Here is a 25554-nt window from a genome sequence, read left to right on the forward strand (position 1 = left end):
CCTGCGGTGCCGACGGCACCTCGACGTGCGCACCGCCGAGGTCTGCCCGGCGCGGGTCCAGCGGCCGGGTCTGGTCCTCGGCACGCGAATGCGCCCCCAGGTCCCCGTACCGTCCCTGCGCCTGCTCCTCGTGACGCCCCGCGACCGGCGGCTGCTGCCCCGCACGCCGGGGGTCCAGCGGCCGTGTCAGGTCCTCCGGTTGTGCCACCGGTTGCGCCACCGGGTCTGCGCCATACGGACGCGGCGTCTCGCCATCCCGCCCGGACTGCCCCTCCGGACTCGGCGTCCGCCGCGGCAACGGCGCCCCGAAACCCGCCCCGGCGTTCCCGGCACCCGGCACCCCGGCACCCGGAGTCTCCGTACCCGGCAAGCCCGGCACACCCGTACCGGGCGCACCCGCGAACGGCTCGGCGGCATGCGCTGGCGCCGGAGCTGCGAGCCCGGACACGGGAATCCCGGAGACGGGCGAGGCGACGCCCGACACCGGCCGGCTAGCGCTCCACCCGGAGCCCTCCTGCGGATACCCGCCCACCCCGGCGACCCCGGAGACGGGCGTGACCGGCGAGGCGACCCCGGAGACCGGCGCGACACCCGGCGTAGCGACCCCGGAGACCGGCTGGCTCGCACCCCACCCACCGGGCCCGGCCACCCCGGACACGGGCGTGATCGGCGACGCGACCCCGGACACGGGAGCGGTGCCGGAAACCGGCGACGCGATCCCCGACACGGGCGCGACACCCGGCGTGGCCACCCCGGAGACCGGCCGGTTCGGGAGCCAGTCGGCATCCCGGGGCCCATACCCCTGCGGACTCGCGACCCCGGACACGGGTGTGACCGGCGCCGTCCCCGACACCGGCCGGCTCGGCAGCCGATCGGGATACCCGCCGGCCGGAGCGGTCCCGGAGACCGGGGCGACCGGCGTGGTCCCGGGCGGAACCCCGGGTCCGCCCGGGTACATCGCCGCCGGCGGCATGGCCGGCTGCTGCGGCGTGACCCGGGTCGGCTGCGCCGCGGGCCGCGAGGGCATCGGCGAGTTCCGGTCCTGTGGCACGGGACGCAGATCGAACGGCGAGTCCGGCGTACGCCCGGGCCCGCTGCGACGCTCGTCGTAGGCGGGAGCCGGCCGCGCGGCACCGTAGCTCGGCCCGGCCGGCGACATCGGCCGCGGCCCGCCACCGGTGCGCTGGTCCGGCCGTGGCCCACCCTGCTCGGGACGCCGCCCCGGATAGCCCTCGCCCTCGGGCCGGGCTTGCCCCGGCCCCCCGAACCGAGACTGCGGCCCCTGCGGCGGCATCGGCCCCCGCGGAGGCTGCCCGGGTTGACCGGGCTGCCCCTGCTGAGCAGGACCGGGCCCCGGCCTGCGCTGCTGCCCCTGGGGAGGCTGCCCCCACTGCTGACCACCCGGCTGCGGATGAGTCCCGGACTGCTGGTTCCCCGGCTGCGGCATCCGCCCACCGGTAGGTCGCCCGGGCATGGACGGCGACCCCGGCCGCCCAGAAGACCCCGTAGAGCCGGAAGACCCCGGAGAAACGGGCACGCTGGACGACCGCCCCGGCGTCACCGGCACCGATCGTCCCGGCGTCGGCCCCTGCGGCGTCGGCCCCTGCGGCCGCCCGTAGACGGGCGCACCACCACGCGGGTCGGCCGAGGCCGCGGGCCGGTTCCACGACGGCTCCTCGCGCTGCTGCTGGCCCCGGCGCTCGCCACCCCAGGACTGCTCCCCGCCCCAGGACGACTGATCCCCGGTCCACTGGTCGCCACCCCACGACGGCGGCTGCCCCACCGTGGCGCGCCCGGACGGCCCGCCGGTCGCGGGAGCCGAGCTCACCGGCGCGCTGCCACCACGGGACGCCTCGTAGACCGGAGTGTGCACGGCCTTCCGGCGTCCGGGGTCGCCCGGATACCGCTGCCCGGGGACGGGTTCCCATTCCCAGGTGATCTCGTAGACCCACGCCGGCTCGTCGTCCCAGCTGTCCGCACCAGGGCGGGAACTCCAACCGTTCATCGCGCGCCCAACGGGAGACCCGGTGATTGGCAACGCTCCGTCACGGCGAACTCCACCTTTGAGAAAAATCGAGCCGTGGTCGGCGGTGACCCGGGTAGAGTCGCCCGGCTCCACTGCGGGTGTTTGGAAAGGAGATTAACGGCGTGGCCCGGAAAGACGCCAGCGTGCTCACGATCTCTCCGGACGGTCCCTTTCGCGGCGCGGTCACTACTTTCGGTGCACTCGTCGGGTCGGGTTTCCGGCGGTACGCAACCTATCGTCAGGCCACCATAGCCGGAACGTTCACCAACATAGTCTTCGGCTTCCTGCGCTGCTACGTGCTGTTGGCCGTGGCGGCGAGCGCGATCGGCGGCCGGGCCGCGGGATACGACGCCGAACAGCTCGCCACCTACGTCTGGTTGGGGCAAGGGTTACTCAGCGTGGTCGGAATGTGGGGCTGGACGGAACTCGCCGACCGCATCCGTAGTGGCGATGTCGCAGCCGATCTGTTACGTCCGGTCTCCCCGGTGACCAGTTATCTCGCCTCTGACCTGGGGCGGGCCGGCCACGGCATGCTGACCCGGTTCGTACCGCCGCTGGTGGTGGGTCTGCTCTTCTTCCCTCTCCGTACGCCGACCCGGTGGCAGACCGTCCCGCTCTTCTTGCTCTCCGTGCTACTCGCCGTCGTGGTGAGCTTCGGCTGTCGGTTTCTCGTCAACGCGACCGCGTACTGGCTGCACGACGCGCGCGGCCCGCTGATGATGTGGACGCTCGGCGCCGGCGTGCTGGGCGGCCTCTACTTCCCGTTGCGGCTGCTCCCGGAGTGGTTCTCGGTCGCCCTCTGGGTGGCCACGCCGCTGCCCAGCCTGTTGCAGACGCCACTCGACGTGGCCGCCGAACGGGACACCCCGGCGATGCAGGCGGGCCTGGTCGCGCTCCAGCTCTTCTGGGCGGTCGCGGTGCTCGGGCTCGCCGCCCTGGTCCAGCGCCGGGCCGAGAAGCGCCTGGTGGTTCAGGGTGGCTGAGGGGAATCTGCGTGCGTACGCCGCCCTCGCCGGAGCACAGGCCCGTTCGGTCTTCTCCTACCGTGCCTCGTTCGTGGTGGAGATGGTGGCCAACATGGGCGCCACCGTCCTCGACGTGCTGGCGGTCCTCGTACTCTTCCGAGCCACCCCGATAGTGGGCGGATTCACCCTTGCCGAGGCGGCGCTCACCGTCGGGCTGAGCTCGGCCGCGTTCGCGTTCGCCGACTTCCTGGTCGGCAATGTGGACCGGCTCAAGACGTACGTCCGGGCCGGCACGCTGGACGCGGTGCTGGTCCGCCCGCTCGGCGCGTTGCCGCAGCTCCTGCTGATGGACCTGCCGATCCGGAAGCTGCTGCGGGTGGTGTTCGGCGTCGCCGTGCTGGCGGTCGCGATCGGCGCCAACGACATCCACTGGACGCCCGCGCGGGTGGTGCTCGTCGTGATCACCCCGCTCGCCGGGAGCCTCTTCTTCGGCTCGATCTTCGTGGTCAGCGCCACTCTCGCGTTCTGGTGGGTCGACTCCGGCGAGATCGGCTCGGCCTTCACCTACGGCGGGCGCGACTTCACGGCGTACCCCATCACCGTCTACGGAGAGTGGTTCCGCAACCTTTTCGCGTACGCCATGGGCTTCGCCTTCGTCGCCTACCAGCCGGCGCTGGCGCTCCTCGGCCGGACCGATCCCCTGGGCCTGCCGTCCTGGGCCGGCTTCGTCTCCCCGCTCGTCGCGCTGGTCGCGGCCTGCCTCGCCGCCGCCGTCTGGCGCGTCGGCATCCGCCACTATCGGAGCACCGGCTCATGATCACGATGAAAGACCTTCGAAAAGATTTCTCCGTACGCGTGAAGAAGGGCCGCCTCCGCCGGGAGAAGCGGGTCGTGAACGCGGTCGACGGGGTCAGCCTGACCATCGAGCGCGGCGAGATGGTCGGCTACATCGGCCCGAACGGCGCCGGCAAGTCGACCACGCTGAAGATGCTGACCGGCGTGCTGACCCCGTCCGGCGGCGAGGTCTCGGTCTGTGGTCTCGTCCCGGTGCCGCAGCGGATCCGGCTGGCGCTCCGGATCGGCGTGGTCTTCGGCCAGCGCTCGCAGCTCTGGTGGGACCTGCCGCTGCGCGAGTCGTTCGCGCTGCTCCGGCACATCTACCGGGTGCCCGCCACCGAACACGCGGGCCGGCTGAAGCGCTGCCGTGACCTGCTGGACCTGGACGGGTTCCTGGACACCCCGGTCCGCCAGCTCTCCCTCGGCCAGCGGATGCGCGGCGAGCTGACCGCGGCGCTGCTGCACGGCCCGGAGGTGCTCTTCCTGGACGAGCCGACGATCGGCCTGGACGTGGTCAGCAAGCAGGCGGTCCGCTCGTTCCTCGCCGAGCTGGGCGCCACGGGCGACGTCACCCTGGTGCTGACCACCCACGACCTGGCCGATATCGAACGCCTCTGCGAGCGCCTCGTGGTGATCGATCACGGACGCGTGGTGCACGACGGCACGATCGACGCGCTGCATGCCCGCTACGGTTCCCGCCGCAGCCTGGTCGCCGACCTGGCGGTGCCGCTGCCCGAGGGCTTCACGCTGCCCGGCACCACGCTGACCTCGGTCGAGGCCGACCGCCACCGCGCCACGTTCGCCCTCGACGCGGCCACCGCCGGCGAGGCGGTCGCGGCCCTGGTGGCGGCGGTCCCGATCCGCGATCTCTCGGTGGTCGAGCCGGACATCGAGGACGTGGTGGCCCGCCTCTACACCACATAGCCCACCGTCCCCCCAGGGCTCTCTCCACCTCGACGCCGGCGGGTTTTGGCTGGTTCTCAGGGGTGCCTCGAGCGGCCGAGGCACCCCTGAGAACCAGCCAGGAAGAGCTAGCGGTGTTCCATGATCAGCACCGCCCAGGACGGTTCCAGAGCCTCGTACCGATGCGGAATATCCCCTGGAAACGACACGTAGTCGCCCGGTCCGACCTCGACCGGATCATCCGCAGGACCGATTCTGATCCTCCCGGCACCGACCACGATGTGCTCCGTGCTGCCCGGGATGTGCGCCTCGGCCTCCCGCGCGACCCCGGGCTCCAGCTCCATCAGATACAGATCCCGCCGCACATGCGGTGACCCCGCCGCGAGCAGCGTCGCCACGAAGTCGGCGTGATCGGCGCGCAGCCGAGTGGCCCCCTCACCCGCGCGGATCACCCGGATCGGCGAGGGTTCCGGCTCGACCAGCCGGCTGAACGGCACGCCGAGCGCCACCCCGAGCGCCCAGAGCGTCTCGATGCTCGGATTCCCGGTACCCGCCTCCAGCTGCGACAACGTGGACTTGGCCAGCCCTGCGCGCCGGGCGAGTTCGGTGAGCGTGATCCCGGCCCGCTCCCGTTCCCGGCGAAGGGCGGCGGCGATGACGGCGAGCGGCGGTGCCGGCTGCTGCATGTGTGTTCGCTCCATCGGTCGGGTTGTTCGGTTTGACGAACACTTCGCCTTCGTTCAGCATGACGAACTATGGGGACGTTATATCGAACACGAGCGCGGCCTCGCGACGTGGCCGCGCTCGCTGCCGCGATGATCGCGGTCGGCGCCTCTTTCGGTGCGATCTCTTTCGCGTACGCCCTCCCGTGGTGGTTCGCGCCCGCGATGTCGGTCTTCGTCTTCGCCGGCGGGGCTCAGTTCCTGGCCGCCGGCCTACTCGCGGCGGGTAACCCGCTGGCCGCCGTGGCCGCCGGCCTGCTGCTGAACGCCCGCCACCTGCCCTTCGGCCTCGCGGTCGCCGAGACGGTCGGCCCACGCCTGCGCAACCGCTTGATCGGCAGCCACTTGATGACCGACGAGGCCGTCGCCTTCACCCTGGCCGAGGAGACCGCCGAGGCCCGCCGCCGCGTCTACTGGCTGGTCGGCATCACGCTCTTCCTCAGCTGGAACCTGGGCACCATCCTCGGCACCCTGCTGGGCGGCGCCATCGGCGACACGGGCACGCTCGGCTTGGACGCCGCTTTCCCCGCGGCCCTCTTCGCCCTGATCCTGCCGTCCCTGAAGGACCGCGACACCCGTCGCGTCGCCCTGTCCGGCATGGCGATCGCCGTCCTGCTGACCCCGGTCCTCCCCGCGGGCCTTCCCGTTCTCTGCGCCCTCCTGGGCCTGCTCACCCTCCTGCGCCCGGTCACCCTCCTGGGCCTGCTCGGCCTCCCGCGCCCGTTCACCCTCCTGCGCCGCCCGGCCCGCCCGTCATCGCCACCGTGCGTTCCCGCGCCCCGAAAACCACCCGTTCGTCCAGATGAATCCGGTATGGCCGCCATGAACGATGCGACGGACCGGGAGGCCCGATGCTGATCGCCGTGATCGTGGCGCTCGCCGTGGGTACCTACACGATCCGTCTGAGCGGCGTGCTCCTGCGCGACCGCCTGAAGCTGTCACCCGCCCTGCAGCGGACCCTCCCGATGGCCGCCGCCGCACTGCTCGCCGCCTTGGCCGGAACGTCCGCCCTGATGGCCGACGTCACGTTCGCCGGGACCGCCCGCCCGGCCGGCGTCCTCGTCGGCGTACTGCTGGCCTGGCGCCGCGCCCCGTTCATCGTGGTCGTCCTCGCCGCCGCCACGGTCACCGCCCTCCTGCGCCTGGCGGGCATCCCCTGACCGCGTCGAGGCAGGGACCCATCCGCCCGCTCTCACGCCCGCCCCGGCGCCAGGCACCCCGTGGCGTGGGGAGCGTCGTGGCGCGGTGTACCTGATCTGGCGATCACACCCGTGGGCGCCAGTCGCCGAGTCTTGGCTGGTCGTCAGGGGTGCCTCAACCCGCCTCACACACCCCTGGAGCCCAGCTTTCGGATCCTGGCTGGCGCTCCGGGATGCTTCCCGGGGCCTCAGACACGCCTGAGCACCAGCCGACTGATCCGTGACTGATCCGGCCTGGCGACGGGCCCGCCTGGCGACGGGCCCGCCTGGCGACGGGCCCGCCTGGCGACGGGCCCGGTCTGATGGCGGGGGCCGGCCTGGCGGCTGGTCGGGCCTGGCGACTGAGCCTGTGTCCTGCCCCGGGGAGTGCGGGAGGGTCAGACCGTGGTGCCCAGGTCGATGCGGGGCTTGGGGACGCGCATGCGGCGGAACGTGAGGCCGCGCATGACGCCGTACAGGTAGAGGGAGCCCAGGCGCTGGTCGGTCTTCGGGAAGCGGGCCGTGACCAGCTTCTTGATGCGGCGGGCGATGAAGACGCTGTCGACCACGACGGCGAAGGCGAGCAGGGCCCAGAGGATGTTGCTGCCCAGGCGGACGGCCTCGATGTTGACCGAGGAGCCGACCAGGACGATCACGGCGCCGGCGATGAAGAAGGAGCCGACCGTGCGGCGGGAGTCGACGATGTCGCGGACCAGGGCGCGCTCCGGGCCCCGGTCACGGGCGAGCAGGTAGCGCTCGTCGCCGTTGCGCATGCCCTCGGCGGCCTCGGCGCGCTCGATCCGCTGGCGCTCGCGGAGCTGCTTCGTCGCCTCCTTGCGGTTCGCCGGGGCGGCCTCCTGCACCCGGCGGCCCTGCTGGGCGCGTTTCGGCGTGACCACGCCCAGCTCTTTCTTGCTGGGCGTGTAGCTCTTGGAGCGGGCGGCACTCGTCGCCTCGTCGGTGACCGAGGTGGTGGCGTCGGCGACGAGGTCGGTGCTCTTGCGGCGAAACAGCGGGGACACGCCACGAGCGTAGCCAAACGGCGCGGTGTGTCACACACCGCGCCGTTGATCGTGACGAAATTGCAGGCTGGGAGGGGTTACGGACGCTCGACGTGAGCGCCGAGGGCGGCCAGTTTGGCCTCGAAGTCCTCGTAGCCGCGGTTGATCAGGTTGACGCCGTACACCCGGGAGGTGCCCTCGGCGGCCAGGGCGGCGATCAGGTGCGCGAAGCCGGCCCGCAGGTCCGGGATGACCAGGTCGGCGGCGTGCAGCTTGGACGGGCCGGCGATGACCGCGGAGTGCATGAAGTTGCGGCGGCCGAACCGGCAGGGGGTGCCGCCGAGGCAGTCCCGGTAGACCTGGATGGTGGCGCCCATCTGGTTCAGCGCCTCGGTGTAGCCGAGCCGCTGCTCGTAGACGGTCTCGTGCATGATCGAGATGCCGCGGGCCTGGGTCAGGGCGACGACCAGGGGCTGCTGCCAGTCGGTCATGAAACCGGGGTGTACGTCGGTCTCGAGCGCGACGGCGTTGAGCTCGCCGCCCGGGTGCCAGAACTTGATGCCGCCCTCGGCGCCGGTGACGCCGTTGCGGGCCACCCGGTCGTCGGTGATCTTCAGCTCGCCGCCGATGTTCCGGTAGACGTTCAGGAACGTCATCATGTCGGCCTGGCGGGCGCCGAGCACCTCGATCTCGCCGCGGGTGGCGAGCGCGGCGGCGGCCCAGCTGGCGGCCTCGATCCGGTCCGGGATCGGCTTGTGCTCGTAGCCGTACAGCTTCGGCACGCCCTGGATCTCGATGACCCGGTCGGTGTGCACCGTGATGATCGCGCCCATCTTCTGCAGGATGCAGATCAGGTCGATGATCTCCGGCTCGATGGCGGCGTTGCGCAGCTCGGTGATGCCCTCGGCGCGGACCGCGGTGAGCAGCACCTGCTCGGTGGCGCCGACGCTCGGGTACGGCAGCTCCAGCTTGGCGCCGTGCAGCCCGTTCGGCGCACTGAGGTGCATGCCCTCGGGCGTCTTGTCGACGACCGCGCCGAACTCGCGCAGCGACTGGATGTGGAAGTCGATGGGGCGCGGCCCGATGTGGCAGCCGCCGAGGTCCGGGATGAACGCGTGCCCGAGACGGTGCAGCAGCGGGCCGCAGAACAGGATCGGGATCCGGCTCGACCCGGCGTGCACGTTGATCTCGTCGGTGCTGGCGCTCTCCACGTTCGTGGGGTCCATCACCAGTTCGCCGTCCTCGGCGCCGTCGCTGACCTTCACGCCGTGCAGGCCGAGCAGACCGCGCACGACCTCGACGTCGCGGATCCGCGGTACGTCGTAGAGGCGGCTCGGTGACTCGCCCAGGAGGGCGGCGACCATCGCCTTGGAGACCAGGTTCTTGGCGCCACGGACCCGGATCTGACCCTGCAGCGGCGTACCGCCGTGCACGATCAGGACATCGTCGGTCAACGTAACCTCCAGCCGGCGGGCGTGTGGGCGCCCGGTGATCGAGGGGCAGAATTCGAGTGGGGGTACCCGATCCTGCAACCGGGGAAGCATAGCGCTGAGTGACAAACACGCCAGTCGTGGACGCACAGGAAACGCCGAGAAATGCTCGCTAACGTGCTGTAGCCGGGGAATCACCCGAGCGGATGAATTCTCCCGGCTACAGAGAGTGACTTCTCGAGGTTTGCCCTTTAGGGCAGTGCGAGCATCTGGTCAAGACCGACGCGGGCCTCTTCCGCCGTCTTCTCGTCGACGGTGATCACGTTCGGGACACGTCCGGCGACCAGTTCCTCGAGGGTCCACACCAGGTGAGGGAGGTCGATGCGGTTCATGGTGGAGCAGTAGCAGACCGTCCGGTCGAGGAACATGATCTGTTTGTCCGGGTGGGCCAGGGCCATCCGGCGGACCAGATTCAGCTCGGTGCCGACCGCCCACGCGGATCCGGCGGGCGCCGCGTCGAGAGCCTTGATGATGTACTCGGTCGAGCCCACGTGGTCGGCGGCCTGCACCACCTCGTGCCGGCACTCCGGGTGGACCAGCACGTTCACACCGGGGACCCGCTCACGGACCTCGTTCACGCTGTCCAGCGTGAAGCGCCCGTGCACCGAGCAGTGGCCGCGCCAGAGGATCATCCGCGCGTTCCGCAGCTGCTCGTCGGTCAGCCCGCCGTTCTTCTTGTGCGGGTCGTAGAGCACACAATCGTCAAGATCAAACCCCATCTCCAGTACGGCCGTGTTGCGGCCCAGGTGCTGGTCGGGGAGGAAGAACACCTTGCTGCCCTGCTCGAATGACCAGGTCAGGGCCCGCTTGGCGTTCGACGAGGTGCAGACCACGCCCTTGTTGCGGCCCACGAAGCCCTTGATGTCGGCCGACGAGTTCATGTAGGTCACCGGCACGATGTCGTTCGCGATGCCCAGGTCCTCGAAGAGCTCCCAGGCCGTCTCGACCTGTCCGAGCACCGCCATGTCGGCCATCGAGCAGCCCGCCGCGAGGTCCGGCAGGATCACCTTCTGCTCGGGCTTGGTCAGGATGTCCGCGCTCTCGGCCATGAAGTGCACGCCGCAGAAGACGATGAACTCGGCCTCCGGGCGGGCCGCGGCCTGCTGGGCGAGCTTGAACGAGTCGCCGGTGACGTCGGCGAACCGGATGACCTCGTCACGCTGGTAGTGATGCCCGAGCACGAAGACCCGGTCGCCGAGCGCGGCCTTCGCCGCCTCGGCCCGGGCCACCAGGCCGGGGTCGCTGGGTGCGGGCAGATCGCCGGGGCAGTCCACGCCCTTCTCGCTCGCCGGGTCGGTGCCCTGTCCGAGGAGCAGCAGCGAGAGCGGGGTGTTCGAGGGTTCGGTCCAGGTCGACGTCACGTCCGTCATGGTCGCACAGCACCTGGGACGGTAGAGACGCCGAACGGAGTGCGATGCCACACTCACCGGGTGCGTGTGCTGATCTGTCCGGACAAGTTCGCCGGTACCCTCTCCGCCCCCGAAGTCGCCCAGGCCGTCGTGGACGGCTGGTCCGTCCCGGACGACGTGCTGGTGCAGCGCCCTCTCGCGGACGGCGGCCCCGGCTTCGTCGAGGTCCTGGCCACGGCGCTGGACGGCCGCCGGATCCCGGTGAACACCGTCGACCCGCTCGGCCGCCCGGCCCGGGGCGAGATCCTGCTGGTCGGTGCGACCGCGTATGTGGAGAGCGCCCAGGCGTGCGGGCTGCACCTGCTCACGCCGGAGGAGCGCGACCCCAAGGCCACCACGTCGTACGGGCTCGGCCTGCTGATCGCCGCCGCGGTGGAGTACGGCGCGGCCGAGGTGGTGATCGGGCTGGGCGGCTCGGCGACCAACGACGCGGGCGCCGGGATGCTCGCCGCGCTCGGCGCCGGCCCGGTCGACGTGGCCGGGTACGCCCTGCCCTACGGCGGTGCGCCGCTGATCACCGCGGCGGGTCTGGCCGGTGCTCCGCAGCTGCGGCGGGTGAGCCTGGTCGCGGCGACGGACGTGGACAACCCGCTGATCGGCCTGCACGGCGCGAGCAGCGTCTTCGGCCCGCAGAAGGGCGCCACGCGGGAGGAGGTGCTTCTCCTGGACGCCGCCCTCGCGCACTTCGCGGGCGTACTCGAGAAGGGTCTCGGGGTGGAAGGTCTCGACCTTGCTCCCGGTGGGGGAGCGGCCGGTGGGCTCGGGGCGGCGCTGATCGCGCTCGGCGGGCGGGTGACGTCGGGGATCCGGCTGGTGAGCGACCTGATCGGGCTGGACCGGGAGCTGGATGCGGCGGATCTGGTGATCACCGGGGAGGGCAGCTTCGATCATCAGTCGCTGCGCGGCAAGGTGGTCGCCGGGATCGCGGCCGGCGCGCGCGACCGCGGCCTGCCCTGCGTGGTGCTGGCCGGGCGCAACGAGACCGGCCACCGGGAGGCGTCGGCCGCCGGGGTGACCGAGACCCGCACCCTCGTCGAACATTTCGGATCGGTCGAGACCGCCCTTTCCGAGCCCGCGCGTGGGCTGCGTGAACTGGCGGAACGCTTGTCGGGGCAGTGGAGCAGATAAGCGAAGCGATATTCCGTTTCAAGGGCGGTGGGTGGGGCGGTCGGATGGCGGTGATCTGGATTTCCCCGGATTGGGAATCCGGGGGAATGGGGTTAGCGTTGGCCAGTACGGCACATGTCCGCACCTGGCAGGGAGTTACTAGTGACCACTGAAGCGCACACCGAGTCGACCGAGGCGACCGCCCCGACCGGCGTCATCTTGTCCGACGTCGCGGCTGTGAAGGTCAAGGCCCTGATCGAGCAGGAAGGGCGCGACGACCTGCGCCTGCGTATCGCCGTACAGCCCGGTGGCTGCTCCGGCCTGCGCTACCAGCTCTTCTTCGACGAGCGCTCGCTCGACGGGGACGTCGTCAGCGACTTCGACGGGGTCGAGGTCGTGGTGGACCGGATGAGCGCCCCCTACCTGGCCGGCGCGACCATCGACTTCGCGGACCGGATCGACGCCCAGGGCTTCACCATCGACAACCCGAACGCGCAGAACTCCTGCGCCTGCGGCGACTCGTTCCACTGATCCTGTTCCTTCAGGCAGGCCGTCCCGTTAACGGGGCGGCCTGTTCCTCGTAACGGGCCGGTAGTCTCAACGCGTAACAGCCCCCGTTCCCGAAACCCTGAGGGCCACCATGAAGATCGCCGTGACCGGCTCGATCGCCACCGACCACCTCATGCACTTCCCCGGCAGGTTCGCCGACCAGCTGATCGCCGACCAGCTGCACAAGGTCTCGCTCTCCTTCCTCGTCGACGACCTGGTGGTCCGCCGCGGCGGCATCGCCCCGAACATCGCGTTCGGGATGGGCAAGCTCGGTCTGCGGCCGATCCTGGTGGGCGCGGTCGGTGCGGACTTCGCCGACTACCGGTCCTGGCTGGAGCGGCACGGCGTGGACTGCGACTCGGTGCACATCAGCGACGTGGCACACACCGCCCGCTTCGTCTGCACCACCGACGACGACCTGAACCAGATCGCGTCCTTCTACGCGGGCGCGATGTCCGAGGCGCGCAACATCGAGCTGGCCCCGGTGGTCGAGCGGGCCGGCGGCATCGACCTGGTCCTGATCAGCGCGAACGACCCGGCCGCGATGATCCGGCACTCCGAGGAGTGCCGCGTGCGCGGTTACAAGTTCGCCGCCGACCCCTCCCAGCAGCTGGCCCGGGTCGACGGGTCGGACGTGCTCACCCTGATCCGCGGCGCCGAGTACCTGCTCTGCAACGAGTACGAGCGCTCGCTGCTGGAGACCAAGTCCGGCCTCTCCGGCGAGCAGATCCTCGACGAGGTCCGGTTCCGGGTCACCACGCTCGGCAAGGACGGCGTGGAGATCACCGGCCGGGAGATCGAGCGGATCCACGTCCCGGTCGTCCCGGACGTGATCGGCGAGGACCCGACCGGCGTCGGCGACGGCTTCCGGGCCGGCTTCTTCTCCGGCCTCTCCTGGGGGCTGGGCGTGGAGCGCTCTGCCCAGGTGGGCTCGCTGGTGGCGGCGCTGGTGCTGGAGACGGTCGGCACCCAGGAGTACGACATCAGGAACGCCGACTTCCTCAAGCGCTTCGCCGCGGCGTACGGCGACGAGGCGGTCGCCGAGATCGCGGCGCATCTCCCGGCCTGAGGGTAGAACAGTTACATGGTCCTCGCGGTCTTCGCCGGTCTGCCCGGTGTCGGCAAGAGCACTCTCGCCGCCTCGGTCGCGGCCGAGCTGCCCGCGGCGGTGCTCGCCGTCGACGTCGTCGACTTCACGCTGCAGCGCCACGGTGTGCAGGAGCCCCGGCCCGGCTTCGCGGCGTACGCCGTGGTGGCCGCGCTCGCCGAGGAACAGCTCAAGATCGGCCACAGCGTGATCATCGACGCGGTCAACCCGGTCCGGGCGGCCCGTGACCTCTGGGTCGACCTGGCCGAGCGCCTCAAGGTGCCGCTGCGCGTGGTCGAGGTGGTCTGCGGCGACGACGCGGAGCACCGGCGCCGGGTCGAGGCGCGCTATGCGGTCCGCGACCACGACGGCGTACCGGACTGGGTGCGTGTCCTGGAACGGCAGGCGGAGTACGAGCCGTACCTGGGCCCGCGCCTGGTGGTCGACACCTTCCTGGCGAGGGAACCGGTCCCGCAGGTGGTCGGCTACCTCGGCTGACCCGGCACTCAGCTGATCCGGCTGACCCGGCACTCAGCTGATCCGGCGGACGTCGAACGCGTGGCCGTCGCCGGCGACGAACTCCTGGCCCTTCATCCGGCACCAGGCGGGGATGTCGTTGGCGGCGGCCGGGTCGTCCGCGAGCACCCGGACGACCTCGCCGACGGCCACCCCGGGCATCGCCTTGGCCAACCTGATCACCGGCAACGGACACCGCTGCCCGAGACAGTCCAGCGTGATCAGAGCCCGGCCTCCTTCCGGATCTCGGCGACCAGTGCGGGGAGGACCGTGAGGAAGCGGTCGACGTCCTGCTCGGTGGTGTCGCGGTGCAGGGAGACGCGGACGTTGCCGTGACTCAGCACGCCCATCGCCTCCAGGACGTGGCTGGGGCGCAGGGTGGAGGCGGTGCAGGAGGAGCCGGACGAGACGGCGAAGCCGTGCCGGTCCAGGGCGTGCAGCAGGGCCTCGCCGTCCACGTAGAGGCAGCTGAAGGTGACCAGGTGCGGCAGACGGCCGACCGGGTCGCCGACGATCTCCACGTCCGGGACCGTCGCCGCCACCCGGTCGCGGATCCGGTCGACCAGGGTGGACAGGCGGGCCGACTCGGCCGCGGCCTCGGCGGTCACGGCGCGCAGGCTCGCCGCGGCGGCCACGATGGCCGGGAGGTCCGCCGCGCCCGGCGGGCCCGGGCGATAAAGATCATCCTGAGGGGTGGGTGAGATCCATCGCACCCCTTTGCGTACGGCCAGGACGCCGACACCCGGCGGGCCACCCCACTTGTGCGCGCTGGCGCTGAGCAGCGACCAGCCCGGTGGGACCGGCAACCGGCCCACCGACTGCGCGGCGTCCACGTACAGGGGTACCCCGGCCGCGGCGCAGTAATCCGCGGCGGCGGCGACCGGCTGCAGCGTGCCGGCCTCGTGACTGGCACTGATCAGGGCGGCGAGCGCCACGCCCGGCGCGGCCACGGCGGTGGACCAGGCGTCCAGGTCGAGGTGGCCGAGCATGTCCACACCCACCTCGTGCGCCTCGCCGGCACCGGCCGCGTGCAGCACGGCGGAGTGCTCGATCGCCGAGTGGACCAGCGTGTTCCCCGCCCGGCGGCGCCCGGCCAGACCACCCAGGACGGCCGCCTGCGCCGCCGCCGTGCCGGAGGGCCAGAAGGACACCTCGTCCGGTCGTACACCGAGGATCTGAGCGACCACCGCGGTGGCGGCGTCGCGCAGCTGCTGGGCCCGCCGCCCGGCCGCGTAGAGACGTGACGGGTCCGCCCAGCCGTCGGCGAGCGAGGCGAGCAGCGCCTCGCGGGCCACCGGATGGAGCGGAGCGGCGGTGGCCGCGTCCAGGTACACCGCCGGATCACCTGTGTAATCCACACCGCGACGGTATCGTCCGAAACGTTGAGTCTTTGTTCGCGGTCTTGGTCCTCCCCCCGGTGACGGGCGGGGCGGGCCTGGTCGAGTAGTGTGCGACCGTCGGTGAGCCTTGCCGCCAGGTGTCCGGTTTCGGCAGGCGGCGCTGCTAAGGAGGCAGAAGCAGGTGGGCGCAAGGAGTTCGGCCACACGGCCGCGGGCGATGGGCCGGGCGGCCGGGCTGGGTCTCGGCGGCGCGACGCTGCTGACGTTGCTCTCGGGATGCTCGATCGAGGACTGGGGCAGCGCGTTCGGCCACTTCGGTTGGCCGGGCCGCGGTGTGAGCCTTCAGGCACATGAGATGTACGACCTCTGGATCGCTTCGGTGCTCGCGGCACTCGCCGTCGGCGTCGGCGTCTGGGGCCTGATCTTCTGGTGCGTGATCCGGTATCGCAAGCGCGGCGAAGAGCTGCCCGTGCAGACCCGGTTCAACATGCCGATGGAGGTGCTCTACACGGTCACCCCGGTGCTGATCGTCGCGGTGCTCTTCTACTACACGGCGATCGTGCAGACCGATGTGGACAAGCTTTCCAAGAACCCGGACCAGATCGTCGAGATCACCGCGTTCAAGTGGAACTGGCAGTTCAACTACCGGGACGGCATGGGTGTCGACGCGCACACCGTGGCCTCCACGGTCGGCTCGTCGGACGTGATCCCGCTGCTGGTCCTGCCGGTCGGCGAGAAGATCCGCTTCGAGGAGACCAGCAAGGACGTAATCCACTCGTTCTGGGTGCCGGAGCTGCTGTTCAAGCGCGACGTCATGCCGGGCAGCATCCGCAACGTCTTCGAGGTGACCCTCGACAAGGAGGGCCGCTACGTCGGCCGGTGCGCGGAGCTCTGCGGCACGTACCACGCCTTCATGAACTTCGAGCTGGTCGCGGTCTCCGCGGACAAGTTCGACACCTTCCTGGCGGCGAAGAAGGACGGTTCCACCACCCAGGAGGCGATGGCGGCCATCGGCTACACCGGTGACCAGGCGTACGCCGTCACCACGGTGCCGTTCAACACCCGTCGCCAGACGCACAGCTGGAACCAGGGCGACACGGTCGCCTCCGGAACCGGGAAGTAGGGACTCAGGTGCGTACCGAATACAAGATCTTCTCCGGCGTCGCGCTCTTCCTCTTCGGAGCGGCCGCGGTCTACGGTCTCTACACGCACGGCCAGCAGCACCAGACCGAGTGGGTCGGTACGATCGCGCTGATCCTCTCCGGCCTCCTCTGCTCGATGTGCGGCGGCTTCTTCTGGTTCGTGGCCCGGCGCATCGACCTGCGCCCGGAGGACCGGGAGGACGGCGAGATCGCCGAGGGCGCCGGCGAGCTGGGCTTCTTCAGCCCGGGCAGCTACTGGCCTTTCGGCATTGCGCTCTCCGCGGCGATCGCCGGCCTGGGCCTGGTGTTCTGGATGTGGTGGCTGCTCGCGTTCGGCCTGATCTGCGTGATCTTCACGGCCTGCGGCATGCTCTTCGAGTACTACAGCGGCACCCGCCACCCGGCCGAGCACTGATCACGGTCGTCTGACGTCCGCCGAGAGCCCGCGCCCCCCCAGGGGACGCGGGCTCTTCGCATGTCCTGCCAAGATCCACGCCGGTTCGTGTTCGGTGGCGCGTTACGGGCGGTCCGGGCTCACGATCATGTCCGGCCGGGGCGACGGGAATCCACCATCGCCGACCGGGTCGTTCTGGCGCCCCGATGGCGGCTGCACGAGCACACGGTCGCGGATCGAGTGCGCCCACCGCCCCTGATCACCCTTGATCGCGTGCACCCGCCGCCTCTCTCGCGCTGTTCGGGTGCACCAGCCGTCCTTCAGGCGCTGTTCGGGTGCACCAGGCGTCCTTCAGGCGCTGTTCGGGTGCACCAGGCGTCCTTCAGGCGCCGTTCGGGTGCCCTCAGGCGCCGTTCGAGTGCAGGCGCCCTTCACGCGCTGTTCGAGTGCGCCTGCAGCCCCTCTCGCGCTGTTCGCGTACCCGTTCCGCCCCGGGTCCACCGGCCGCGGCGCCGTGGAGTGTGTGTCCCGGACTGGTGCGACGTTGGGTGCCCGCAGGTGCCCGCCGCTCCAGGTCCGTCGTGCCCGCTGCTTGTGCCCGCTGCTCGTGTGTGAAGTTCGGGTGCGTCTACTTCACAACAGGGCGTGCTGTTTGCGGTGGTGTGTGGAGTATCGGTGCGGCGAGCGGCCGAACTTCACACGCGAGCGTGGTCAGGCGGCGGAGCGCTGCTGTGGGGCGATGCGGCGGGGGCCCGTACCGGACGGCATCCACAGGTGGACGACGATCGGGGCGATGACCTCGGCGGCGCCGCAGCGGGTGCAGACCAGCTCGGGACACTCGTCGTGGCCGTCCTCGCAGGGCGGTACCTCGAAGAGCATGTCGCCGTCGCAGACGACGCAGCGCAGTTCTCGTTCTGGCACGGGTGTCTCCTTCGCCGGAAGGTGGAATTACCCGAATGTCATTCAGACGGTGTCATGCGAATCGGGCATTGTCGGGCATTCTGACCGGCGTGTTGCTGGTTTTTTCCAGTAATCCGTCGAATTGGCACATCACGATTCGGCACCGGCGGCACCGGCGGCACCGGCGGCACCGGTAGCACCGGTAGCACCGGTAGCGCCGGTAGCGCCGGTAGCGCCGGTAGCGCCGGTAGCGCCGGCAGGCGGCCTCCAGGAAGCCGACGGGTGACGACGGTGGGCGACGAATGGCGGGTGGGCAGGAGTGGGCGGGCGGGAGCCGCGCGTGGCGGGAGTGCGCGGAGCGGACCGGGTGAGGGTCAGGCGGCGGCGGACTGGGCGGCGGTGACCCAGCGCTGGAGCTGGGCGGTGACGGCGCCGGAGTCGATCGTTTCGCCGGCGCGGGCGATGCCGGCGCGCAGCGTCTCCCGGAAGTCGCCCGGGAAGCCGCTCTGCGCGGCGAACGCGGCCGCCGCGTTGAGGACCACGGCGTCGCGTACCGGGCCGGTCTCGCCCGCGAACGTGCGGTGGGCCACGTCGGCGTTGAAGGCCGAGTCGCCGCCCCGCAGGTCGGCCGGGCTGCTGCGCGGCAGGCCCAGCTCGACCGCGTCCACCACCAGCTCCTCCACCTTGCCGTCCCGGGCCAGCCAGAGCCGGGTGGGCGCCACGGTGGTGAACTCGTCCAGGCCGTCCTCGCCGCGCATCACCAGCGCGGAGTCACCGCGCGCGGCGAACACCTCGGCCATCACCGGTGCCATCCGCAGGTCGAAGCAGCCGACCGCGGCCGAGGTGGGCCGGGCCGGGTTGGTCAGCGGGCCGAGCATGTTGAAGAAGGTGGGCACGCCCAGCTCGCGCCGGGTGACCGAGGCGTGCCGCATGCCGGGGTGGTAGCGCGCCGCGAAGCAGAAGGCGATGTTCGCCTCGGCGACCGTCCGGTTGACGGCGTCCGGGCCCAGGTCGAGCGGGATGCCGAAGTGCTCGAGCAGGTCGGCGGTGCCGGTGCTGGACGAGGCGGACCGGTTGCCGTGCTTGACCACGGTCACCCCGGCCGCCGCCGTCACGATCGCCGCCATGGTGGAGATGTTCACCGTGTTGGCCCGGTCGCCGCCGGTGCCGACCACGTCGACCGCCCTGGTCCGGATCTCCTCGGGGAGCGTCACCGGGGTGGCGCTCCCCAGCATCGCCTCGACCAGGCCGGCCAGCTCGACCGGTGTCTCGCCCTTGGCGCGCAGCGCGACCGCGAAGCCGGAGATCTGGACCGGCGTGGCGTTGCCGGCCATGATCTCGCCCATCGCCCAGGCCGTGTCCGCGCCGACGAGGTCCTCGCCACGAAGGAGAGCGCTAATCAGATTCGGCCAGGTGCGTGCGCCCATGACGGGGCCTCCGGGGGGTGTCTCTGGAAGTTATGCGGTGAGGGAACCCAGCGGGACGGCGCCGTCCCGGCGGGCGCGGAGCAGCCCGGCGACCGTCTGCCCGGTGGTCACCGGGTCGAGCGGGGCCAGGAGCGTAGCGTCGACCTGCGCGTATGCCGCGAGCCACCGATCCGCCGCGCGGGCGATGACGACGCAGGTGGGCGGGGGCGACGGGTACTCGTCCTTGGTCTGGCGGGCGATGCCGAGGCCGCCGGCCGGGGTGGCCTCGCCCTCCAGCACCATCAGGTCGATCTCGTAGTCGTCGAGCAGCCGGCGGCACTCCTCCCACGAGGAGGCGTCCGCGAACTCGACGGCCAGGTCGGCCGCGGGTCGCGGGCCGATGGCTAGCCGGAAGCGGTCACGCACGGCGGCGTCGTCGCTGTAGAGGAGAACGGTGTACTTGGTCGGCGTCGCGTCGCTCATTGGCTGTGCCCCACCTCACGTCGTAGGTCGACGCCGATCGTACCGAACTCGTTATCCAGCGTCGTTGTCCGGGCGCGCTGAGTTTCCCGAGTTTGTGATCTTGAGCGCCTCCCGGCGGCGCCACTCGGCCTCCTCCGCGACCTTCCGCTCGTCCTCGTCCTTGTCGAGGGCCTCCTGCCGGTCCAGGGCGCGGTCGATCCGCTTCGCCTCACGCTCGGACTGGCGGATCCACTGGACCACCAGAATGCCGAGCATGGTGACGCTGACGACCTCGCCGCCGGCCCAGAGGATGCCGCCCGCGGTGACCTGGTCGGTGTGCGGGTCCATCCAGGTGAGGTGCAGGTTCGGGTACCAGTCGCCGCCCAGCAGCTCGGTGGCCTGCATGATCGTCAGGCCGAGCACGGTGTGGAACGGCACCGAGAGCACCATCAGCAGGGCACGTCCCGGGTACGGCCACCGGTTGGGCAGCGGGTCGAGCCCCAGCAGCGGCCAGAAGAAGAGGCACCCGGTGAGCATGAAGTGGATGTGGATGAACTCGTGCAGCCACGCGTGCTCGAGGGTCTGCCGGTACAACCCGGTGAAGTAGAGAACGAACGGGTTGGCGATGAAGAGTCCGAACGCGACCAGCGGGAACGTCAGCACCCGGACGTAGCGGGAGTGGACCACCGCGAGCAGGGTCCGGCGCGGCCGCCCGTGCAGCACGCGCAGGGCCAGCGTGGTCGGCGCGCCCAGGGCCAGGAAGATCGGCCCGACCATGGAGAGCACCATGTGCTGGACCATGTGCACCGAGATCAGCGTGGTGTCGTACGCCTCCACGCCGGTCACCGTGACCGCCGCGATGGAGCCGAGTCCACCCGCGACGAACGCCGCCGTCCGCCCGCCCGGCCAGTGATCGCCGCGCTGCCGGAGACGGCGTACCCCGTGGAGATACAGCGCCGCGGAGACCAGCAGACCCACACCGATCAGGCTCACCACGTGGACATGAGTGAAGATGGACGCCGCGGTGAAGGGCTGGAGTTGAGTATCCCCGCCCGCGTCCGCCAGCGGGGGCATTTCGACTGACTGCACCCGTCGAGGCTATGCCTTCCCCCTGGTCACGGAATATTCCGGGCTGCACACAGTGCCGGATTAGGGACCCCGCCTGACCTTGAGACCAAGTCGGGGGAATAATGAGCCCGTGACAGCGGCAGCCATCGACAAGAGCCGGATCCACTCGCTGACCCGGCCGAACATGGTCAGCGTCGGAACCATCGTGTGGCTCTCCAGTGAGCTCATGTTCTTCGCGGCTTTGTTCGCCATGTACTTCTCCATCCGCGCGGCGGCGCCCGAGCTGTGGGAGGAGCACACCGAGGCACTGAACATCCCTTACGCCACGACGTTCACGGTGATCCTGGTCCTCTCCTCGGTGACCTGCCAGCTGGGAGTCTTCGCGGCGGAGAAGGGCGACGTCTTCGCACTCCGGCGCTGGTTCACCATCACGTTCGTGATGGGACTGATCTTCGTGCTCGGACAGGCGAACGAGTACCGGAACCTGGTGCACGAGGGCGTCAAGCTCAACGGCGACGGATACGGCTCCATGTTCTACCTGACCACCGGGTTCCACGGTCTGCACGTGACCGGCGGCCTCATCGCCTTCATCATCTACATGATCCGAACGACCATGGGGCGCTTCACCCCGGCGCAGGCCACGTCGGCGATCGTCGTGTCGTACTACTGGCACTTCGTCGACGTCGTGTGGATCGCGCTGTTCGCCATGATCTATTGGCTGCAGTAAGACGCATCCGCTGAGCTTCAAGGATCGACACCCAGAGGGACATAGCCCATGACTTCTGACACCCCCGCCCGTAGGCGTGCCCGGGTGTTCTCCCGGCGGCGCGGCGCGCCCAGCCGGGTGCGCCGGCGGCTCGGCGCGGCGGTGCGCATGCTCGCGGCGCTCGCGCTCGCCGGAGGCGTGTACACCGCCTTCACCCCCGGCGCGTTCGCCGAGGACAACACCCAGCTCTCCACCGCCGCTCAGCAGGGCAAGGAGCTCTTCGACACCAGCTGCATCACCTGCCATGGGCGGGACGGTCAGGGTGTCGAGGGCCGTGGTCCCAGCCTGATCGGCGTCGGCTCGGCCTCCGTCGAGTTCCAGGTGGGCACCGGCCGCATGCCGATGACCCGTCAGGAAGCCCAGGCGGAGCAGAAGAAGCCGCAGTTCAACGACGACGAGACCGACCAGATCGCGCAGTACGTCCAGGAGATCGGCGGCGGCCCGGAGATTCCCGAGGGCTCGCTCACCGACGACCTGGAGACCGACCCCGACTCGCTGGCCCGTGGCGGCGAGCTGTTCCGGGTCAACTGCACGTCCTGCCACGGTTTCGGTGGTGGCGGTGGCGCCCTGTCGTCCGGCAAGTTCGCGCCGAGCCTGAGCGACGCCACGGCGGAGCAGATCTACGCGGCGATGCTGACCGGCCCGCAGAACATGCCGGTCTTCGGTGACAACCAGCTGACGCCGGACCAGAAGCGCCAGATCATCACGTACATCAAGACCCAGATCCAGGACGACCGTGACCCGGGTGGCGTGTTCAACCTGGGCCGCTACGGTCCCTCGACCGAGGGCATGGCGATCTTCCTGGTCGGTATCACCATCCTGGTCTTCACGTCGCTCTGGATTGCGGGGAAGTCATGACGGCCGTCCACCACGGCGAGACCGGTTCTCCGGTCGACGTCCACGATCCGAAGCTGACCCGCTTCGACATCGTGAAGGAGGGGCTGCGCCGGGACGACATCGAGATCGTCACGTACGAGTCGCAGTTCCAGGGGCAGAACTCCAAGGCCGAGAAGCGGATCGTCCGCAACATCAGCCTGCTGTTCATCATCTCCGGCCTGGCCGGGATCGCCTTCATCGTCTTCTACATCGTGCTGCCGTGGGAGTTCGAGCTCGGCAGCACGATGAGCGACTGGTACACCCCGATCCTCGGCATCACGCTGGGCGTCTCGCTCTTCTCGCTCGGCATCGCGATCCTGGCCTGGGCCAAGAAGCTGCTGCCGCACGAGCTCTCGATCCAGCAGCGGCACGGTGACCCGTCCAGCGACGAGGAACGGCTCATCACCGGCCAGACCATGCTGTACGTCGCGGACGAGCTGGGTGTCCAGCGCCGCCCGCTGCTGAAGGGCGCGATCGCCCTCGGCATGGCGCCGCTCGGCATCGCGATCGGCGCGCCGATCATCGGTGGCCTGATCGAGAACCCACACAAGGGCGAAGAGCCGATGATGTACCACACCGGCTTCGACCCCGTGTCGAACGACGGTCAGCTGGTGCGGCTCTCCCGCGAGGACGGCAGCCCGATCCGCCCGGCCGACGTCAGCGCCGGCGGTCAGATGACCGTCTACCCGGGCATCCCGGGCGGTGCGACGAACAAGTACGCCGACTCGCCCACGCTGCTGATCCACCTGCGGGACGACGACGCGGAGCTGACCCGGGCGAACGCCGAGGCGGACAAGAACGGTCGCAACAAGGGCTCGATGTACGGCAACTACGTGGCGTACTCGAAGATCTGCACGCACGCCGGCTGCCCGGCCAGCCTCTACGAGCAGCAGACCAACCGCCTGCTCTGCCCGTGCCACCAGTCGCAGTTCAACATCGTGGACAACGCGCAGCCGGTCTTCGGCCCGGCCACCCGCCGTCTGCCGATGCTGCCGCTGTCCGTGGACGCCGAAGGTTACTTTGTGGCAACGTCTGACTACAAGGACACTGTCGGACCCGACTTCTGGGAGCGGCCGTGAAGCGCCGAAAGCTCGATCCCGCCGCGGCAACCGCGAACTTCGCCAAGGGCGTCGACGACCGTTTCCAGGCCGCCACCCCGCTCCGGGCCCTCCTGAACAAGGTGTTCCCGGACCACTGGTCCTTCCTGCTCGGCGAGATCGCCCTGTTCTCGTTCATCGTGCTGCTGCTCAGCGGCACGTTCCTGACCCTCTTCTTCGACCCGTCGATGAAGGAGGTCGCGTACGACGGCCCGTATCTCGCCCTGCACGGCACCGAGATGTCCGCGGCGTACGAGTCGTCGCTGCGCCTCTCGTTCGAGGTCCGCGGTGGTCTGTTCATGCGGCAGATGCACCACTGGGCGGCGCTGCTGTTCATGGCGTCGATCGTGGTGCACATGGCGCGCGTCTTCTTCACCGGCGCGTTCCGCAAGCCGCGTGAGATCAACTGGGTGATCGGCGTCCTGCTCTTCCTGCTCGGGTTCTTCGCCGGCTTCACCGGTTACTCGCTGCCGGACGACGGCCTCTCCGGCACCGGTCTCCGCATCGCCTCCGCGATCATGCTGGCCCTGCCGGTCATCGGCACCTGGCTCTCCGCCGCGATCTTCGGCGGCGAGTACCCGGGCGAGCTGATCATCGGCCGGTTCTACATCGCGCACGTGCTGATCATCCCGGGCATCCTGCTCGCCCTGATCAGCGTCCACCTGGGCATCGTGTTCAAGCAGAAGCACACCCAGTGGCCGGGCCCGATGCGGACCAACGAGAACGTGGTCGGCGAGCGGATGTTCCCGCGGTATGCCATGAAGCAGGGCGGCTTCTTCATGGCGTGCTTCGGCGTGATCGCGTTCATGGCGGGCTTCTTCCAGATCAACCCGATCTGGCTCTTCGGCCCGTACCGCGCCGCCGAGGTCTCCTCGGCGTCCCAGCCCGACTGGTACGTCATGTTCATGGACGGCCTGGTCCGTCTGATGCCGAACTGGCAGATCTACATCGGGAACTACAGCATCCCGCCGCTGTTCTGGCCCGCAGTGGTCGGCCTCGGCGCGCTGTTCACGCTGCCGATGATGTACCCGTGGCTGGAAGCGCGGAAGCTGAAGGACACCAAGTCCCACCACATCCTGCAGCGCCCGCGCGACAACCCGGAGCGCGTCGGCATCGGCATGATGGCGCTGGCGTTCTTCATGGTCGCGACGATCTCCGGCTCCAACGACGTGATCGCCGACAAGTTCCACATCAGCCTCAACGCGATGACCTGGGCGGGCCGCATCGGCCTGCTGCTGCTCCCGCCGATCGCGTACTACGTGTCCGTGCGCATCTGCCTCGGCCTGCAGCAGCACGACCGTGAGGTGCTGGCGCACGGCGTGGAGACCGGCATCATCAAGCGCCTCCCGAACGGCCAGTTCGTCGAGGTGCACCAGCCGCTCGGCCCGGTCGACGAGCACGGTCACCCGATCCCGCTGGAGTACGCGGGCTGGGTCGTACCGAAGAAGATGAACCGTGTCGGTGCGCTCGCTCCGGCGGTCAAGGGCTTCTTCTTCCCGGTGGAGAAGCCGGCCGAGGCTCCGGTCTCGCCGGCCCCGATCACCAACGAGAAGCGCGAGGAGATCTCCTCGGGTCACTGACCTCAGCAGTAGCGAAAGGCCCGCCGGTCGGTTCCGGCGGGCCTTTCGCTTGCGCACCCCGGTCGCCTACCTCGTCTCGGCCTGCACGGCGATCGCGACCGGCGTGGCCGTCCTGCTCACCGGCGGGGCAGCGCCGCTCGGCTGCCTGCTGCCCTGGATCGCGGTGACCGGCGCGGTGGAGGCGTTCGGGGACCGGCCACCACCGCTCGGCACGGCGCCCCTCGCGCTGCTGGCCGCCGTGTTCACCGCCGCCTACAGCCCCGCGTTCGTCCCGGTGATGCTGGGCTGTGGGCTGGGCCGCCATGGTCTACGCGGCAGCCGCGGCCCTGCTGGTCCGATCCGGATCATTCCGGCGGCGCTCCTGCGCTCGCGCGGCGGTCATCCGCCGAGCCCCGGCGCGTTCGCGTTGGCGGCCGAGGATCCCGGCTGCGGCGCTGGCGGCGGGTTGCCCGGGCCCTGGGCGGTATTCCGGACCACCGAGGTGACGTTGGCGGCGGCGGACTGGCGGGCCGCGTACGTCGCGGTGTTCGCCCGCCAGGCATCCTTGTAGTGCTTGTCGAGCATCACGTAGGCGGCGTCACTCTTCTGCATGACCCCGTAGCCCACGTACTTGTCGGTGATCTGCCGCGCCTCGGTGACGGAACCTGTCAAGTCCAGCGAGACATTTTCTTGATTTTGTTTAGCTTTCTGCTGTTGGTTGCCTTGTCATCGGCGGGTCGGGGGCCTGGTCCTC

28 protein-coding genes are annotated in these 25554 nt (G+C 70.3%); 17 read left to right on the forward strand and 11 right to left on the reverse strand.

The features are described 5' to 3' along the window. Nucleotides 1–208, reverse strand: a 208-nt coding sequence (locus AB0M08_RS21955) for a hypothetical protein (protein ID WP_364496083.1), incomplete at its 3' end; no start/stop codon positions are given. 346 nt (nt 209–554) lie between these two features. On the opposite strand from AB0M08_RS21955, the gene AB0M08_RS21960 reads away from it, so the two are divergent. The 4 genes from AB0M08_RS21960 (at nt 555) to AB0M08_RS21975 (ending at nt 4752) form a co-directional block, all read left to right on the forward strand. Continuing rightward, nucleotides 555–1112, forward strand: a complete 558-nt coding sequence (locus AB0M08_RS21960) for a hypothetical protein (RefSeq protein WP_364496085.1) — start codon at nt 555–557, stop codon at nt 1110–1112. Between the two features lie 1036 nt (nt 1113–2148). Beyond that, nucleotides 2149–3009 carry an ABC-2 family transporter protein gene (locus AB0M08_RS21965; RefSeq protein ID WP_364496088.1) on the forward strand — a complete coding sequence of 287 codons (861 nt, stop codon included), beginning with the start codon at nt 2149–2151 and terminating at the stop codon, nt 3007–3009. Further along, nucleotides 3002–3808 carry an ABC-2 family transporter protein gene (locus AB0M08_RS21970; protein WP_364496091.1) on the forward strand — a complete coding sequence of 269 codons (807 nt, stop codon included), beginning with the start codon at nt 3002–3004 and terminating at the stop codon, nt 3806–3808. Before AB0M08_RS21965 ends, AB0M08_RS21970 begins: the two co-directional genes overlap by 8 nt. Next, complete coding sequence (locus tag AB0M08_RS21975) at nt 3805–4752, forward strand: ATP-binding cassette domain-containing protein (protein WP_364496093.1); 948 nt, start codon at nt 3805–3807, stop codon at nt 4750–4752. Before AB0M08_RS21970 ends, AB0M08_RS21975 begins: the two co-directional genes overlap by 4 nt. A gap of 107 nt (nt 4753–4859) precedes the next feature. Here the strand turns inward: AB0M08_RS21975 and AB0M08_RS21980 are convergent, their stop codons facing one another. Next, entirely contained in the window at nt 4860–5417 is a 558-nt protein-coding gene (locus tag AB0M08_RS21980) for an XRE family transcriptional regulator (protein ID WP_364496095.1), read from the reverse strand. A 108-nt stretch (nt 5418–5525) separates the two neighbouring features. Here AB0M08_RS21980 and AB0M08_RS21985 point away from each other — a divergent pair, with 108 nt between their 5' ends. Both AB0M08_RS21985 and AB0M08_RS21990 read left to right on the forward strand, forming a co-directional pair. Continuing rightward, nucleotides 5526–6311 (forward strand): AzlC family ABC transporter permease, encoded by a 786-nt coding sequence (locus AB0M08_RS21985; RefSeq protein WP_364496097.1) that lies wholly within the window; start codon nt 5526–5528, stop codon nt 6309–6311. After that, complete coding sequence (locus AB0M08_RS21990; RefSeq protein WP_364496100.1) at nt 6305–6613, forward strand: AzlD domain-containing protein; 309 nt, start codon at nt 6305–6307, stop codon at nt 6611–6613. The genes AB0M08_RS21985 and AB0M08_RS21990 overlap by 7 nt, the downstream gene beginning before the upstream one ends. 416 nt (nt 6614–7029) lie before the next feature. Here the strand turns inward: AB0M08_RS21990 and AB0M08_RS21995 are convergent, their stop codons facing one another. From AB0M08_RS21995 to nadA, 3 genes are all read right to left on the reverse strand, one after another. Beyond that, nucleotides 7030–7653, reverse strand: a complete 624-nt coding sequence (locus AB0M08_RS21995) for a DUF3043 domain-containing protein (protein ID WP_364496102.1) — start codon at nt 7651–7653, stop codon at nt 7030–7032. A 77-nt stretch (nt 7654–7730) separates the two neighbouring features. Next, entirely contained in the window at nt 7731–9086 is a 1356-nt protein-coding gene (murA, locus tag AB0M08_RS22000; protein ID WP_364496105.1) for a UDP-N-acetylglucosamine 1-carboxyvinyltransferase, read from the reverse strand. 227 nt (nt 9087–9313) lie between these two features. Beyond that, complete coding sequence (gene nadA / locus AB0M08_RS22005) at nt 9314–10492, reverse strand: quinolinate synthase NadA (RefSeq protein WP_364496108.1); 1179 nt, start codon at nt 10490–10492, stop codon at nt 9314–9316. Nucleotides 10493–10552: 60 nt separating this feature from the next. Here nadA and AB0M08_RS22010 point away from each other — a divergent pair, with 60 nt between their 5' ends. From AB0M08_RS22010 to AB0M08_RS22025, 4 genes are all read left to right on the forward strand, one after another. After that, nucleotides 10553–11659, forward strand: a complete 1107-nt coding sequence (locus AB0M08_RS22010; protein WP_364496111.1) for a glycerate kinase — start codon at nt 10553–10555, stop codon at nt 11657–11659. Nucleotides 11660–11800: 141 nt separating this feature from the next. Further along, complete coding sequence (gene erpA, locus AB0M08_RS22015; protein ID WP_364496113.1) at nt 11801–12169, forward strand: iron-sulfur cluster insertion protein ErpA; 369 nt, start codon at nt 11801–11803, stop codon at nt 12167–12169. Between the two features lie 109 nt (nt 12170–12278). Next, on the forward strand, nt 12279–13256 hold the full coding sequence (locus AB0M08_RS22020; RefSeq protein ID WP_364496116.1) for a carbohydrate kinase family protein: 978 nt from the start codon (nt 12279–12281) through the stop codon (nt 13254–13256). A 15-nt stretch (nt 13257–13271) separates the two neighbouring features. Continuing rightward, nucleotides 13272–13772, forward strand: coding sequence for an ATP-binding protein (locus AB0M08_RS22025; RefSeq protein WP_364496119.1), 501 nt, complete (start codon nt 13272–13274; stop codon nt 13770–13772). A 33-nt stretch (nt 13773–13805) separates the two neighbouring features. Here AB0M08_RS22025 and AB0M08_RS22030 read toward each other — a convergent pair whose 3' ends face one another. Together AB0M08_RS22030 and AB0M08_RS22035 are read right to left on the reverse strand one after the other, a co-directional pair. Beyond that, nucleotides 13806–14015 carry a sulfurtransferase TusA family protein gene (locus AB0M08_RS22030; RefSeq protein ID WP_364496165.1) on the reverse strand — a complete coding sequence of 70 codons (210 nt, stop codon included), beginning with the start codon at nt 14013–14015 and terminating at the stop codon, nt 13806–13808. Next, nucleotides 14012–15148: an aminotransferase class V-fold PLP-dependent enzyme gene (locus AB0M08_RS22035; protein ID WP_364496122.1), complete on the reverse strand. Its 1137-nt coding sequence runs from the start codon at nt 15146–15148 to the stop codon at nt 14012–14014. Before AB0M08_RS22035 ends, AB0M08_RS22030 begins: the two co-directional genes overlap by 4 nt. A 199-nt stretch (nt 15149–15347) precedes the next feature. Here AB0M08_RS22035 and coxB point away from each other — a divergent pair, with 199 nt between their 5' ends. Together coxB and AB0M08_RS22045 are read left to right on the forward strand one after the other, a co-directional pair. After that, complete coding sequence (gene coxB / locus AB0M08_RS22040; protein WP_364496168.1) at nt 15348–16253, forward strand: cytochrome c oxidase subunit II; 906 nt, start codon at nt 15348–15350, stop codon at nt 16251–16253. An 8-nt stretch (nt 16254–16261) separates the two neighbouring features. Beyond that, on the forward strand, nt 16262–16687 hold the full coding sequence (locus AB0M08_RS22045; RefSeq protein ID WP_364496125.1) for a cytochrome c oxidase subunit 4: 426 nt from the start codon (nt 16262–16264) through the stop codon (nt 16685–16687). A 690-nt stretch (nt 16688–17377) separates the two neighbouring features. On the opposite strand, the gene AB0M08_RS22050 is transcribed toward AB0M08_RS22045, so the two are convergent. The 4 genes from AB0M08_RS22050 to AB0M08_RS22065 all read right to left on the reverse strand — a co-directional run bounded on the left by AB0M08_RS22050 (nt 17378) and on the right by AB0M08_RS22065 (nt 20508). Continuing rightward, nucleotides 17378–17587 carry a hypothetical protein gene (locus AB0M08_RS22050; protein WP_364496128.1) on the reverse strand — a complete coding sequence of 70 codons (210 nt, stop codon included), beginning with the start codon at nt 17585–17587 and terminating at the stop codon, nt 17378–17380. 353 nt (nt 17588–17940) lie between these two features. Then, the gene (gene trpD / locus AB0M08_RS22055) at nt 17941–18993 is read right to left on the reverse strand and encodes an anthranilate phosphoribosyltransferase (protein ID WP_364496131.1); all 1053 of its coding nucleotides are present in this window, start codon (nt 18991–18993) and stop codon (nt 17941–17943) included. Between the two features lie 30 nt (nt 18994–19023). Beyond that, nucleotides 19024–19455, reverse strand: coding sequence for a hypothetical protein (locus AB0M08_RS22060; RefSeq protein ID WP_364496134.1), 432 nt, complete (start codon nt 19453–19455; stop codon nt 19024–19026). Between the two features lie 51 nt (nt 19456–19506). Next, a complete protein-coding gene (locus AB0M08_RS22065; protein WP_364496171.1) occupies nt 19507–20508 on the reverse strand; it encodes a cytochrome c oxidase assembly protein in 1002 nt (333 codons plus the stop codon). A gap of 124 nt (nt 20509–20632) precedes the next feature. Here AB0M08_RS22065 and AB0M08_RS22070 point away from each other — a divergent pair, with 124 nt between their 5' ends. The 5 genes from AB0M08_RS22070 to AB0M08_RS22090 are packed head-to-tail and all read left to right on the forward strand — an operon-like array spanning nt 20633 to nt 25371. Continuing rightward, nucleotides 20633–21229, forward strand: coding sequence for a heme-copper oxidase subunit III (locus AB0M08_RS22070; RefSeq protein WP_364496137.1), 597 nt, complete (start codon nt 20633–20635; stop codon nt 21227–21229). Nucleotides 21230–21277: 48 nt separating this feature from the next. After that, a complete protein-coding gene (locus AB0M08_RS22075; protein ID WP_364496140.1) occupies nt 21278–22126 on the forward strand; it encodes a cytochrome c in 849 nt (282 codons plus the stop codon). Beyond that, a complete protein-coding gene (locus tag AB0M08_RS22080) occupies nt 22123–23223 on the forward strand; it encodes a Rieske 2Fe-2S domain-containing protein (protein ID WP_364496143.1) in 1101 nt (366 codons plus the stop codon). Before AB0M08_RS22075 ends, AB0M08_RS22080 begins: the two co-directional genes overlap by 4 nt. Next, the gene (locus AB0M08_RS22085; protein WP_364496146.1) at nt 23220–24821 is read left to right on the forward strand and encodes a ubiquinol-cytochrome c reductase cytochrome b subunit; all 1602 of its coding nucleotides are present in this window, start codon (nt 23220–23222) and stop codon (nt 24819–24821) included. The genes AB0M08_RS22080 and AB0M08_RS22085 overlap by 4 nt, the downstream gene beginning before the upstream one ends. Before the next feature lie 49 nt (nt 24822–24870). Beyond that, a complete protein-coding gene (locus AB0M08_RS22090) occupies nt 24871–25371 on the forward strand; it encodes a hypothetical protein (protein ID WP_364496148.1) in 501 nt (166 codons plus the stop codon). Nucleotides 25372–25554 lie beyond the last annotated feature (183 nt).

It is taken from the genome of Actinoplanes sp. NPDC051851 (assembly GCF_040681165.1).
Classification (GTDB): domain Bacteria; phylum Actinomycetota; class Actinomycetes; order Mycobacteriales; family Micromonosporaceae; genus Actinoplanes.

Bases quoted from the DNA above. Each gene is read 5' to 3' on its own strand.
- AB0M08_RS21990 (WP_364496100.1), top strand. From the start codon at position 6,305: ATGCTGATCGCCGTGATCGTGGCGCTCGCCGTGGGTACCTACACGATC.
- AB0M08_RS22075 (WP_364496140.1), top strand. From the start codon at position 21,278: ATGACTTCTGACACCCCCGCCCGTAGGCGTGCCCGGGTGTTCTCCCGG.
- AB0M08_RS22060 (WP_364496134.1), bottom strand. From the start codon at position 19,455: ATGAGCGACGCGACGCCGACCAAGTACACCGTTCTCCTCTACAGCGAC.
- AB0M08_RS22020 (WP_364496116.1), top strand. From the start codon at position 12,279: ATGAAGATCGCCGTGACCGGCTCGATCGCCACCGACCACCTCATGCAC.
- AB0M08_RS22025 (WP_364496119.1), top strand. From the start codon at position 13,272: ATGGTCCTCGCGGTCTTCGCCGGTCTGCCCGGTGTCGGCAAGAGCACT.
- nadA (WP_364496108.1), bottom strand. From the start codon at position 10,492: ATGACGGACGTGACGTCGACCTGGACCGAACCCTCGAACACCCCGCTC.
- AB0M08_RS22080 (WP_364496143.1), top strand. From the start codon at position 22,123: ATGACGGCCGTCCACCACGGCGAGACCGGTTCTCCGGTCGACGTCCAC.
- AB0M08_RS21975 (WP_364496093.1), top strand. From the start codon at position 3,805: ATGATCACGATGAAAGACCTTCGAAAAGATTTCTCCGTACGCGTGAAG.
- coxB (WP_364496168.1), top strand. From the start codon at position 15,348: ATGGGCCGGGCGGCCGGGCTGGGTCTCGGCGGCGCGACGCTGCTGACG.
- AB0M08_RS21980 (WP_364496095.1), bottom strand. From the start codon at position 5,417: ATGCAGCAGCCGGCACCGCCGCTCGCCGTCATCGCCGCCGCCCTTCGC.
- AB0M08_RS22065 (WP_364496171.1), bottom strand. From the start codon at position 20,508: ATGCCCCCGCTGGCGGACGCGGGCGGGGATACTCAACTCCAGCCCTTC.
- trpD (WP_364496131.1), bottom strand. From the start codon at position 18,993: ATGGGCGCACGCACCTGGCCGAATCTGATTAGCGCTCTCCTTCGTGGC.